Source organism: Pseudomonas sp. PK-RTE-24 (assembly GCF_054052265.1).
The window spans coordinates 5558800-5570458 of the sequence record NZ_CM133224.1 but is presented as its reverse complement, the minus strand read 5'-3'; the positions used below and the strand labels follow the sequence as shown (position 1 = coordinate 5570458).

General features: G+C 59.9%; 9 protein-coding genes and 4 tRNA genes. 7 read left to right on the top strand and 6 right to left on the bottom strand.

Annotated features, from left to right (window positions below):
- Positions 1-194: 194 nt before the first annotated feature.
- Positions 195-737 (bottom strand): TetR/AcrR family transcriptional regulator C-terminal ligand-binding domain-containing protein, encoded by a 543-nt coding sequence (locus tag ACV8MC_RS25000; protein WP_457263911.1) that lies wholly within the window; start codon positions 735-737, stop codon positions 195-197.
- Positions 738-840: 103 nt separating this feature from the next.
- Between ACV8MC_RS25000 and ACV8MC_RS24995 the strand changes: the two genes are divergently transcribed.
- The 3 genes from ACV8MC_RS24995 to ACV8MC_RS24985 all read left to right on the top strand — a co-directional run bounded on the left by ACV8MC_RS24995 (position 841) and on the right by ACV8MC_RS24985 (position 5263).
- Positions 841-2028 carry an MFS transporter gene (locus ACV8MC_RS24995; RefSeq protein WP_423522856.1) on the top strand — a complete coding sequence of 396 codons (1188 nt, stop codon included), beginning with the start codon at positions 841-843 and terminating at the stop codon, positions 2026-2028.
- Positions 2029-2143: 115 nt separating this feature from the next.
- Positions 2144-3295, top strand: coding sequence for a TDT family transporter (locus ACV8MC_RS24990; RefSeq protein WP_457263909.1), 1152 nt, complete (start codon positions 2144-2146; stop codon positions 3293-3295).
- 96 nt (positions 3296-3391) lie between these two features.
- Positions 3392-5263 (top strand): MFS transporter, encoded by a 1872-nt coding sequence (locus tag ACV8MC_RS24985; protein WP_353188234.1) that lies wholly within the window; start codon positions 3392-3394, stop codon positions 5261-5263.
- A 103-nt stretch (positions 5264-5366) separates the two neighbouring features.
- Here the strand turns inward: ACV8MC_RS24985 and sugE are convergent, their stop codons facing one another.
- The 3 genes from sugE to rdgC form a co-directional block, all read right to left on the bottom strand.
- The gene (gene sugE / locus ACV8MC_RS24980) at positions 5367-5681 is read right to left on the bottom strand and encodes a quaternary ammonium compound efflux SMR transporter SugE (protein WP_041479526.1); all 315 of its coding nucleotides are present in this window, start codon (positions 5679-5681) and stop codon (positions 5367-5369) included.
- Positions 5682-5801: 120 nt separating this feature from the next.
- Positions 5802-6767 (bottom strand): bile acid:sodium symporter family protein, encoded by a 966-nt coding sequence (locus ACV8MC_RS24975; protein ID WP_130900882.1) that lies wholly within the window; start codon positions 6765-6767, stop codon positions 5802-5804.
- A 143-nt stretch (positions 6768-6910) separates the two neighbouring features.
- A complete protein-coding gene (gene rdgC / locus ACV8MC_RS24970) occupies positions 6911-7831 on the bottom strand; it encodes a recombination-associated protein RdgC (protein WP_457263905.1) in 921 nt (306 codons plus the stop codon).
- 159 nt (positions 7832-7990) lie between these two features.
- Here rdgC and ACV8MC_RS24965 point away from each other — a divergent pair.
- The 4 genes from ACV8MC_RS24965 (at position 7991) to ACV8MC_RS24950 (ending at position 8524) form a co-directional block, all read left to right on the top strand.
- Positions 7991-8066: transfer RNA gene (locus tag ACV8MC_RS24965), tRNA-Val, on the top strand.
- Between the two features lie 19 nt (positions 8067-8085).
- Positions 8086-8162: transfer RNA gene (locus ACV8MC_RS24960), tRNA-Asp, on the top strand.
- Positions 8163-8352: 190 nt separating this feature from the next.
- Positions 8353-8428: transfer RNA gene (locus ACV8MC_RS24955), tRNA-Val, on the top strand.
- Between the two features lie 19 nt (positions 8429-8447).
- Positions 8448-8524: transfer RNA gene (locus ACV8MC_RS24950), tRNA-Asp, on the top strand.
- A gap of 89 nt (positions 8525-8613) precedes the next feature.
- Here ACV8MC_RS24950 and ACV8MC_RS24945 read toward each other — a convergent pair.
- Together ACV8MC_RS24945 and ACV8MC_RS24940 are read right to left on the bottom strand one after the other, a co-directional pair.
- On the bottom strand, positions 8614-9783 hold the full coding sequence (locus tag ACV8MC_RS24945; RefSeq protein ID WP_236169113.1) for a catalase family protein: 1170 nt from the start codon (positions 9781-9783) through the stop codon (positions 8614-8616).
- Positions 9780-11591, bottom strand: a complete 1812-nt coding sequence (locus ACV8MC_RS24940) for a di-heme-cytochrome C peroxidase (protein ID WP_457263903.1) — start codon at positions 11589-11591, stop codon at positions 9780-9782. Before ACV8MC_RS24940 ends, ACV8MC_RS24945 begins: the two co-directional genes overlap by 4 nt.
- Positions 11592-11659: the final 68 nt, after the last annotated feature.

Sequence of the window (11659 nt, the reverse complement as noted above, 5' to 3'; positions counted from 1 at the left end):
GGCGGTTAGTCAGTGTCGACCAAGGTCGTGGCGTGGCGGGGTGTCGCAGGCATGGATCGTTGCGTTTGTGCGTTGATCCTGCCCGACGCGCAATCCTGTAGGAGCTGCAGCACGCTGCGATCTTTTGATCTTGATGTGAAGATCAAAGGATCGCAGCCTCGTTGCACTCGTCGGCTCCTCCATCAAAGCTTGCGTCAGTCCATATGCAGCGCAATATCGATCAACCGATGCAACTCATCCACCTCCAGCGCCGTGGCCGAAAACAGAATCCGGAACACCACCGGCGCCACCACCAGATTGATCAAGCGATCGACACTCGGCACCTTCTCATGCGGATAGCGATCGACGATGGTCTGCAACTGCGCACCAATGATCGCCACGCAATAGCCCGGCGTAGCGCTGGCCTGCACGTCGCGCATCATGTTGCGCCCGACCTCCGAGCTCATCTCGTCGAGATATTGCTCGGCCCAGGCGCGGATATCGCCGCGCAGGCTGCCAGTGTTCGCCGGCTCGCTGTCCGGGCGCATGCGGGCGAGGGCGACGTCCGCCAGCAACGCCGCCAGATCACCCCAGCGGCGGTAGATCGTCGACGGCGTAACCCCCGCGCGGGCGGCAATCTGCGGGACGGTCACGGTGGAACGTTCCTGCTCTTGCAGCAGCGCATTGACCGCCGAATGAATCGACTCCTGCACCCGGGCACTGCGGCCACCGGGGCGTAAACCTTCTTTAATAGCCATGCGGCAGACCTTAACACAAAGAATTTGCTTTAAGCGCTGGGCGGTAGCACACTCCGCAAAAGCAAAAAATTAGCTTTTGCGGAGTATGCCCATGACCAGCCCCTTGAATAGTGTCGCTTCCCACCGGTCCAGCTTGTGGTTTCTGGCGATCACCTTACTCAGTTTTCTCGCCGCTTCCACCGCTCCGACGCCGTTGTATCACTTGTATCAGGATCAGCTGCATTTCTCGGCAGCGATGTTGACGCTGATCTTCGCCGTTTACGCTTTCAGTCTGTTGGCGGCGTTGCTGACGGTTGGTTCGCTTTCCGACCATCTCGGACGCAAACCGGTGATCTTCAGTGCAGTGCTGCTCAATGCGCTGGCGATGCTGCTGTTCATTTATGCCGACAGCGTGTCGTGGTTGATCAGCGCACGGGTGCTGCAAGGTTTCGCCACCGGCATGGCCACTGCCGTATTGAGTGCAACGCTGCTCGACACCGACCGTCAGCAGGGGCCGCTGATCAACAGTGTCGCGCCGTTACTCGGGATGGCTTTGGGCGGTTTGGGCTGTGGCTTGCTGGCAGAATTCGCACCAGCGCCGTTGCAGCTGACCTATTGGTTACTGTTGGCACTGTTTGTGTTGCAAGGCGTGTATGTCTGGCGCCTGCCGGAAAGTGTCTCGCGGCAAGGTGGGGCGCTGGCGTCGTTGCGGCCGACCCTGCACGTGCCGGTGCAAGCGCGTTCAACGTTGTGGCGAGTGCTGCCGCTGAACACCGCAACCTGGGCGCTCGGAGGTTTTTATGCCTCGCTGGCACCGTCGTTGGTGCGCACGGCCACTGGCTCTTCCTCCAATCTGATCGGCGGCGCTACGGTCGCGGCGCTCACCGTGACCGGTGCGTTGATGATTTTCATGATGCGCAATCGTCCGGCCGCTCAGGCGTTGCGGCTGGGTGCGAGCTTGCTGCCGATCGGGCTGGTCCTGATCCTCCTCGGCGTGCATGGCGCCAGTCTGTCGCTGTTTTTCTTCGGCACCCTGGTCGCCGGTTGCGGCTTCGGTTCCGGTTTCCTCGGTGCGGTGCGCAGTCTGGTGTCGCTGGCTTTGCCGCATGAACGAGCCGGGTTGATGTCGGCTTATTACGTGCTCAGTTATCTGGCGTTCTGTCTGCCGGCGCTGCTGGCCGGGCATCTCGCTCGCAGTTTCGGGTTGCTGGCGACCACTGATGGTTACGGCGTTGTATTGATCGTGCTGGCCGTGGCTGCGCTGCTGCTCAGTCTGCGTCCGCAGACAGGCAGAGTTTGCAGCGCTCCTTGAGCGCGTGTAGGCACTTATCTGCAAAACAGATAACAGTTAGAGATATTACCCGTTATATCGATATTCGATTCGGATCTACCATGGACTCCACCTCACCAGAGGACAGGAGTTCATGATGATTTGCCCTAATAGTGTCACGCCCGGCTACAAACCTTTCAGCCAGCTTCAGCATCCGCGCGAAGTGATCCGCCAGTTCACGCCGAACTGGTTCGCCGCGACCATGGGCACCGGTGTGCTGGCATTGGCGCTGGCCCAGTTGCCGCTGGCCATTCCCGGATTGCGCGCTGTGGCCGAAGGGCTGTGGCTGTTCAACATTCTATTGTTCAGCTTGTTTACTGCTGCCTACGCCGCGCGCTGGATTTTGTTCTTTGACGAGGCGCAGCGGATTTTCGGTCATTCGACTGTATCGATGTTCTTCGGCACCGTTCCCATGGGCCTGGCGACGATCATCAACGGCTTTCTGTTGTTCGGGCTGCCGCGCTGGGGCGACGGTGTCATTCAGCTCGTTGAGGTGTTGTGGTGGATCGATGTAGCGATGTCGCTGGCCTGCGGTGTGTTGATTCCGTACATGATGTTTACCCGTCAGGAACACAGCATCGATCAGATGACTGCGGTCTGGTTGCTGCCGGTGGTGGCGGCGGAAGTGGCAGCGGCCAGCGGCGGTTTGCTCGCCCCGCATCTGACCGACGCCCATGCGCAACTCGTCGTACTGACCACCAGCTATGTGCTCTGGGCTTTCTCCCTGCCGGTGGCGTTCAGCATTCTGACCATCCTGTTGTTGCGTATGGCCTTGCACAAACTGCCCCACGAAAACATGGCCGCGTCGAGCTGGCTCGCCCTCGGTCCGATCGGCACCGGTGCGCTGGGCATGTTGCTGTTGGGCGGTGAGGCGCCAGCGATTTTTGCCGCCAATGGCCTGGCTGGCGTCGGTGAAATCGCTTCGGGCCTGGGCCTGGTGGCGGGGATCACCCTGTGGGGTTTTGGTCTGTGGTGGATGTTGATGGCACTGTTGATCACCGTGCGTTATCTGCGTGACGGCATTCCGTTCAACCTCGGCTGGTGGGGCTTCACCTTCCCATTGGGCGTGTATTCGCTGGCGACGCTGAAGCTGGCAAGCGTCCTCGGCCTCATGTTTTTCAGTGTGTTCGGTACGGCGCTGGTGATTTTGTTGGCGGCAATGTGGCTGATCGTCGGCAAGCGCACCGTGCAGGGCGCGTGGCGTGGCGAGCTGTTTGTCTCGCCGTGTATTGCAGGTTTGAAGAAATAATCCGAAAAGTTTAGGTAAGGTGTGGCCTGGATCGTGGTGCGGGATTCCAATAACAAGCACCCAGGCCTCACTACCTAACATCAGGAAACACGGAAGATGAGTCACCCCTCACAGTTCAACCTGTTGCGCACCCGGCGCTTTTTGCCCTTCTTTATTACCCAGTCGCTCGGCGCGTTTAACGACAACGTGTTCAAGCAGTCGTTGATCCTCGCCATCCTCTATCGGTTGACCATCGAGGGCGATCGCTCGATCTGGGTCAACCTCTGCGCGCTGCTGTTTATCCTGCCGTTTTTCTTGTTCTCGGCGCTGGCCGGGCAGTTCGGGGAAAAATTCGCCAAGGACGCGCTGATCCGTCTGATCAAACTCGCGGAAATCGCCATCATGGCCGTAGGATCGATCGGCTTTCTCTTCGATCATCTGTCGTTGATGCTGGTGGCGCTGTTCGCCATGGGCACGCACTCGGCGCTGTTCGGCCCGGTGAAGTATTCGATCCTGCCGCAGGCCTTGCGCGATGACGAACTGGTCGGCGGCAACGGTCTGGTGGAAATGGGCACGTTTCTGGCGATTCTCGCCGGGACCATCGGCGCCGGGATCATGATGTCGACCGAGCACTACGCGCCAGTAGTCTCCGCCGCGATCGTCGGCATTGCCGTGCTGGGTTATCTGGCCAGCCGCAGCATTCCGCGCGCGGCGGCCTCGTCGCCGGAAATGCGCCTGAACTGGAATATCTTCAGTCAGTCCTGGGCGACGTTGAAACTCGGTCTGGGCCAGACGCCTGCGGTGTCGCGCTCGATTGTCGGCAACTCGTGGTTCTGGTTCGTCGGGGCAATCTATCTGACGCAGATCCCGGCCTACGCCAAGGAATGGATGCACGGTGACGAAACCGTGGTCACGCTGATCCTGACCGTGTTCTCGGTGGGCATCGCGCTGGGTTCGATGCTCTGCGAGAAGCTCTCAGGGCGCAAAGTCGAGATCGGTCTGGTGCCGTTTGGCTCGTTTGGCCTGACCGTGTTCGGCCTGTTGCTGTGGTGGCATTCCGGTGGGATCCCGGACAGCGTCACCGGCCATAGCTGGATTGCGGTGCTGGGCTTCGTGCACACCTGGGCGGTGTTGATCGACATCCTTGGCCTGGGCATTTTCGGTGGCTTCTATATTGTCCCGCTGTACGCGCTGATCCAGTCGCGCACGGCTGAAAACGAACGCGCGCGGGTGATTGCCGCCAACAACATTCTCAACGCGCTGTTTATGGTGGTGTCGGCGATTGTTTCGATCGCGTTGTTGAGCGTCGCCAAGCTGTCGATCCCGCAACTGTTCCTGGTGGTGTCGCTGCTGAACATCGGCGTCAACGCCTACATCTTCAAGATCGTTCCGGAATTCAGCATGCGCTTCATGATCTGGCTGCTCAGCCATTCCATGTACCGCGTCGAACATCGCAACCTTGAAGCGATCCCGGACGAGGGCGCGGCGCTGCTGGTGTGCAACCACGTGTCGTTCGTTGACGCCTTGCTCATCGGCGGTGCCGTGCGTAGGCCGATTCGCTTTGTCATGTACTACAAGATCTACAACCTGCCGGTGCTGAACTTCATCTTTCGCACGGCGGGCGCGATTCCTATCGCCGGACGCCAGGAAGATATCCAGATCTACGAGAAAGCCTTCACGCGTATCGCTCAGTATCTGAAGGACGGCGAACTGGTGTGCATTTTCCCGGAAGGCAAATTGACCGCCGATGGCGAGATCAACGAGTTTCGCGGCGGCGTGACGCGGATTCTCGAAGAGACCCCGGTGCCGGTGATTCCGCTGGCGCTGCAAGGATTGTGGGGGAGTTTCTTCAGTCGCGATCCGAATAAGGGTTTGTTCCATCGCTTGTGGTCGCGGGTGACGCTGGTGGCGGGGCCGGCGATTACCGAAGGGACCGAGCCGGCGAAGTTGCAGGTGTTGGTGGGGGAGTTGCGCGGATCCGTCAGATAGTTGTTGACTGGACGGCCCTCATCGCTGGCAAGCCAGCTCCCACAGGTTCGATGGTGTACACCAATCTTGTGGGAGCTGGCTTGCCAGCGATGGGGCTGGTGGCTTAAGCGCTGACCTTGAGCCCGATCAAACCGGTGACGATCAACGCCACACTGGCCAGCCGAATCAATGCCATCGACTCGCCGAACAAAATGATCCCGGCGATCACCGTACCCACCGCACCTACGCCGGTCCAGATCGCATACGCCGTACCCAATGGCAATTCCTTCATCGCCAGACCGAGCAAACCAAGGCTGATGGCCATGGCGGCAACGGTGAGGGCGGTGGGAAGCGGGCGGGTGAAGCCGTCGGTGTATTTCAGGCCGACGGCCCAGCCGACTTCGAACAGGCCGGCGCAAAACAGAATGATCCAGGACATGCAGGACCTCCATCGATTGACGGGGTCGTCCCCAGATGAATGACTCGATCGAGCCGCAGGGTCGTCCCCGCGTTGCGCAATATAGTGACGAGCATTAACCCGGGGATCAAGTTTTCAGCCTCAGTCGACAGCCCGTTGCGCGAGGTTGTCGCGGTCTTCCTTCTCGCTCATGCGCCGGAAGTACGTCGACAGCAGCGCCCCGGAGATATTGTGCCAGACGCTGAACAGCGCGCTCGGCACCGCCGCCAGTGGCGAAAAGTGCGCACTGGCCAATGCCGCGCCCAGTCCCGAATTCTGCATGCCGACCTCCAGTGCCAGCGACTTGCGCTGCGCCAGCGGCAAGCCGAACAGGCGCCCGGTGAAGTAGCCGAGCAGATAGCCGAAGCTGTTATGCAGCATCACCACCGCCATGATCAGCAGGCCGGACTCGGCGATTTTCGCCTGACTCGCCGCGACCACGGCGGTGACGATAATCACGATGCTGACCACCGATACCAGCGGCAACACATCCACCGCATGCCGCACCTTGTCGCCGAGCAAACGCTGCGCGACCACGCCGAGAACGATCGGCAACAGCACCACTTGCAGGATCGACCAGAACAGCTCCATGAACGATACCGGCAGCCACGCCGAGGCCAGCAGCCAGATCAGTGCCGGGGTCAACAGTGGGGCGAGGAGGGTAGTGACCGCGGCAATCGCCACTGAAAGCGCCAGATCACCGCGTGCCAGCCAGGTCATCACGTTCGAAGAGGTGCCGCTCGGGCAGCAGCCGACCAGAATCACCCCGACGGCGATTTCCGGCGGCAGGTGAAACACCTGGCAAAGCAACCACGCCACACCGGGCATGATCACGAAATGTGCAACCACGCCCAGCGCCACCCGCCACGGATGGCGAGCGACGGCAGCGAAGTCGTCGAGCTTGAGGGTCAGGCCCATGCCGAACATCACCAGACCCAGCAGCGGTACGATCGCGCTTTTCAGGCCAATGAACCACGCCGGTTGCAGGAAGGCCACGACGGCGAATATCAGAACCCAGTAAGCGAAGGTATTGCCGACAAAGCGGCTGAGTGCAGCCAGTGCGCGCATGGCTCGATCCTTATTTTTGGTTACACCACAAAACATTGTGGGAGCGAGCCTGCTCGCGAAAGCGGTGAGCCAGATACATTAATGTTGCTGGCGCACCGCATTCGCGAGCAGGCTCGCTCCCACAGGTTAGATGCTCGTCAGGGTCAGATCCCCTGCGGCATCTCTTCCCCACCCAACGCTTTAACCAGCGCCGGCAGGAAGTCGCCGAAGGTCAGCATCATCAGGGTGAAGCTGGCATCCAGTTGGCCCAGGGCTTCGTCGCCACCATCCTGTTCCGCCTGATCCTGCAGCAGATCTTCGAATTTCAGGCGCTTGACGGTCATCTTGTCGTCGAGCATGAACGACAGTTTGTCCTGCCAGGCCAGCGACAGCTGAGTGACGACTTTGCCGGTGCTCAGGTGCAGCTGGATTTCCTCGCTGGTCAGGTCCTGGCGCTTGCAGCGGACGATGCCGCCGTCTTCGTGGGTGTCGCGCAGTTCGCACTCGTCCAGTACATAAAAATCGTCGGCGGCTTTCTGCGTGGTGACCCACTCGGTCATCACCGCAGTCGGTGCCATTTTCACGGTCAGCGGACGCACGGGCAGGGTGCCGATCACTTCGCGCAGCGTCGACAGCAGGTCTTCGGCGCGTTTCGGGCTGGCCGAGTTGACGAGGATCAGGCCCTGTTTCGGCGCGATCGCGGCGAAGGTCGACGAACGACGGATGAACGCGCGCGGCAGAAACGCCTGGATAATTTCATCCTTGATCTGGTCGCGTTCCTTCTTATAGACCTTGCGCATCTGCTCGGCTTCGATCTCTTCGACCTTTTCCTTGACCGCGTCACGCACAACGCTGCCCGGCAGAATACGTTCTTCCTTGCGCGCAGAGATCAGCAGGAAATCCCCGCTGACATGCACTAGCGGCGCATCTTCGCCCTTGCCGAATGGTGCGACGAAACCGTAAGTGGTCAGCTCCTGGCTTGCACACGGCCGCGCCAGTTTGGTCGCCAGTGCAGTTTCCAGCGCCTCGGCATCGACAGGCAGGTCTTGGGTCAGGCGATAGATCAGCAGGTTCTTGAACCACATGGGGCGAGTCACTCCTTTATACAAAGGGGGGCATTATTGTCTTCGCCGGGGCATAGGCCAACCCTTCTCTAAGCCTTTGGAAGGCCTCGGAAAATTATTTAAAAAAGTGCTTGCCAGAGGTTGGGGTGCTCCGTAGAATGCGCGCCACACCGAAGCGAAGGGTGATTAGCTCAGCTGGGAGAGCGTCTGCCTTACAAGCAGAATGTCGGCGGTTCGATCCCGTCATCACCCACCATTCGTTTCAAGTGTTTAGCGCAGCGGTAGTTCAGTCGGTTAGAATACCGGCCTGTCACGCCGGGGGTCGCGGGTTCGAGTCCCGTCCGCTGCGCCATATTCGGTAACCTGGACCACTGAACGCCAGGTCACCACGGAAAAACCCGCTGAGGCGGGTTTTTTTCTGTCTCAAGGTTGTACTCGCGGGATGTATCGTTTCACCGGTTTTCAGATTTTTTTGAAAAATATTCAATTAAATCAACACTTTACGAAAACTTGTGGCATAATGCGCCCCGTAACGAAGCGAAGGGTGATTAGCTCAGCTGGGAGAGCGTCTGCCTTACAAGCAGAATGTCGGCGGTTCGATCCCGTCATCACCCACCATTCGTTTCAAGCGTTTCGCGCAGCGGTAGTTCAGTCGGTTAGAATACCGGCCTGTCACGCCGGGGGTCGCGGGTTCGAGTCCCGTCCGCTGCGCCATATTCGGTATCTGGAACTGAACGCCAGAAACCACAAAAAGCCCGCCTTGTGCGGGCTTTTTGCTGTCTGCGATTTATGAAATCGCCGCGCTACTGCGCCGCATTGCGGGCATGCCGATAATCGCTCACCGCCTCGTACACTGCCTTGCGCAAGCGATTGATCCCGCCAATCGGCCGATGCGCCTCGATGCCGAACCACGGGTTGAACGACAGGTTGTCGCATTGCAGATTCAGCGCCGGCGTATCGAAGTCCTGCGCAGGCAGAGTGATCCGCGCCACGGTTTCAAACGGTGCATCTTGCTCACGCCACTCAATGCTGGTGTCCTCGATCGGCATGTACTTGTTCGCGTCCTGGCGCTGGATCTGCAGGGCAAAACACGCCGGCACCCGATCCGTGGATAACTGTTGATTCAGTGCACTGCGCAGAAAATTCGGCAAGTCGTGATTCTGTTTGGGCAAGGTATACGCCGGGCAACGCTCCGGATCCGGCACGACGCGGAATTTCGCATTGGCCTCACCGAACTTGTAGGGCGATACCGAGAAATATGTAGTCTCGGTCGGACTGTCCGGCGGCGCTGACAGCGTAGCCAGCGCGATAGACAGATGACGGACTTGCCAGGTGCGCGGATCCCATGTCGGAAAAAACGCCATTACCTTCTTGCCGTCAGCCTGCGCCGCCACATTCTGACGATACTCGGCGACATCGCTGACAAAGAAATTCGGATGGCTGAACATCACGAAATCCTGTTCATGCTGGTCCTGGCGGTTGCCTAGCAGTTGCGTGCCAGGAACCTCAAGCAACTTGATCGCCATTCCGCGCGCGTCGCGAATGCTGTCGAATTGCGGGTAGGCATTGCCGTTGGACAACCGGATCAGCGCCTGCCAGGTCTTGCCCGGCTCGCTGAACACACCCTGTCGCAGCGATTGCGCCAGTTCCGGTAAAACCTGCACTTGCGCCTTCACGCAGCCATGCGCTTTGGCGTGGGCATCGCGCAGATAACGCGTGCTTTCGCGATGCTGGTCGACGATGCGCACAGCGGTTTGAATGATGTCCTGGGTCATCGCCGCTTCGCCTGGTGGAATCTGTTCCTGCGCCGACACCGGCCCACGATGCTGCCAAGCGAACCACGCGGCGGCGATGGCCCAGCCGAGCAGGCCGATGATCAGCAGGATCAGCAGCGTCTTGCCAAGCAAACGCCCCAACCAGAGCCAGAAGCGAGCCAGTGGCGGCAGTTCTTTTTTGAATGTCGGCATGATCATGGCAACTGCGCCTCCAGTGATCCGCCCAGCACTTTCAGGTATTCGAGCAGCGCCCAGCGCTCCTCTGGTTGCAGGAGGCGGCCGATCACCCCGTTGCCGCGAGCGCCAGCGCGGAATTCGTGGCCGCTGTTGTGGTTGCCGCTGATGCGCGTGTCGAACAGAAAACCGTTGGCGAAAGGCTCGGTGCGATAGCCGAGGTGGCGCGGGTCGTATTCGAGCGTGCCTTTATAGAAGGTGGTGGCGCGCTCATCCTGCGGTGACAGCAACTGATAGATGCTTGGCACCGAACCGTTGTGCAGAAACGGCGCAGTCGCCCACACGCCAGCCAGCGGTCGAGCCTTGTAAGCGACCTTCTCGCGCACGCCGATCGGCAGGCCGAAACCGTCCATGCGCGGTTTTTCTTCCGGCGTGATCTGCGCGTCGCGATAGGCACGGTTTTCCACGAACGCGGTGACGTAAGCCAGGCCCTTGGCCACCGACAATTGGCTCAGATCAAGCGGCGCTTTAGGTTCGGGGTGCAGTCTGACGTCCATTTTTTCCAACTCTTTGACATCCCATTGCAGCGCGCTCAGGTCGAAACGATGGCTGGCAACGTTGTTGGCCGCATTGGGATCGGTACCGATCACGTCTACGGGCAGCATGTGCAAGTGCTGCACCCAGCGTTCGCCTTCCTGCGATTGGCGCGGGACATGGCAGCCGACGCAGTTTTCCGCGAACAGCGCGCGGCCTTTGGCGGCCAGCGGCTTGTCGATCGCACCGAACAGATCTTCCGGCCAGGTCGGCGGCTTCAACTGCTGCAAGGTTTCTTCGATGGCGTGCAGATCGCGCACGCGCACGCTGGAGGGGTAGCGCTCAGCACCTTGCAGCGGCTGGCCGTTGCCGTCGAAGAAATTCAATGTGGCTCCGACGCCGAGCGCTTCGCCGATATTGCGCGCCATCGGCTGCTGGGCCGAGCCATTCCACTGCACCCAGTCGAACGTCCACATGTCCCACAGCTGCGGATAATCCACCGGGGCATCGGCTACGCGGTAGTTGGCAGGGGAAATCGCATCGCCAAACGTCGCGTTGGCAATCCGGCCGAACGCATCGGTGCGCCCCGGGCCTTCCTCGGTCGGGTACAGGCCGCGATGGGTGTCGTTCCACGCCACTTTGATGAAGGTGTTCAGCGAGGTCTTGAACTCGCTGCGCAATTGTTCGCGGCGCGCTTCGTAATCATCTCCGAGCACCTGGCGGGCGAAGCGCTCGAACTTCCACGGGTTGTAGTAAGTCGAGGCGAGACTGGCGACCAGGGCCTGTCCGAAACTGCCACCGCGCAACGTAGGAACGCTGGAAGGCAGCACGTGCTGTGCGCTGCCGCCATCGATACGTACGGCCTGGCCTTTGACGCGCAACTCGCCGGTGTGGCAAGCGGCGCAGGTGATGTCCAGATAATGCTCCGAGGCGTTGCCGGGATTCTGGTGCCGGGCAAAACCGACGGGAAGGTTGCCGGGGTTGTTCGCGCTCGCTTTCTGCTGCGGGTCGACCAGGAAGCCGAAACGGGCGAGATATTCAGGGGAGGCGAAGCGCTGCTCGGAGAAGGGCAATTCCAATGCCTGAAACCACTCGTAACGCAGGCCTTTGACTTGCGTACCTTGGGGCGTGAAGTAGTAGGTCTGCCGTTGCTCTTCGCTCCATTGATCCAGGTAACGTACCTGTTGCGGCGGGGTGTAGAAGGGCAATTTCGGGCTGGCGACGTAATAGACGATCACCGCGAGGGCGATTATCGCCAGCACGATCACCAGAGTGAGAACGCGGAATAGAAGGCGCAAGTTAAACATCCTTGTCGAATTGTTGCGCTGTTATGCCTGAGCCATGACTGCTGGGCAAGTGGCCATTA

What these genes read in the sequence shown, in the direction of transcription:
- ACV8MC_RS24985 (WP_353188234.1), top strand. Translation starts at nt 3,392, where the DNA reads ATGAGTCACCCCTCACAGTTCAACCTGTTGCGCACCCGGCGCTTTTTG.
- ACV8MC_RS25000 (WP_457263911.1), bottom strand. Translation starts at nt 737, where the DNA reads ATGGCTATTAAAGAAGGTTTACGCCCCGGTGGCCGCAGTGCCCGGGTG.
- rdgC (WP_457263905.1), bottom strand. Translation starts at nt 7,831, where the DNA reads ATGTGGTTCAAGAACCTGCTGATCTATCGCCTGACCCAAGACCTGCCT.
- ACV8MC_RS24990 (WP_457263909.1), top strand. Translation starts at nt 2,144, where the DNA reads ATGATTTGCCCTAATAGTGTCACGCCCGGCTACAAACCTTTCAGCCAG.
- sugE (WP_041479526.1), bottom strand. Translation starts at nt 5,681, where the DNA reads ATGTCCTGGATCATTCTGTTTTGCGCCGGCCTGTTCGAAGTCGGCTGG.
- ACV8MC_RS24975 (WP_130900882.1), bottom strand. Translation starts at nt 6,767, where the DNA reads ATGCGCGCACTGGCTGCACTCAGCCGCTTTGTCGGCAATACCTTCGCT.
- ACV8MC_RS24945 (WP_236169113.1), bottom strand. Translation starts at nt 9,783, where the DNA reads ATGATCATGCCGACATTCAAAAAAGAACTGCCGCCACTGGCTCGCTTC.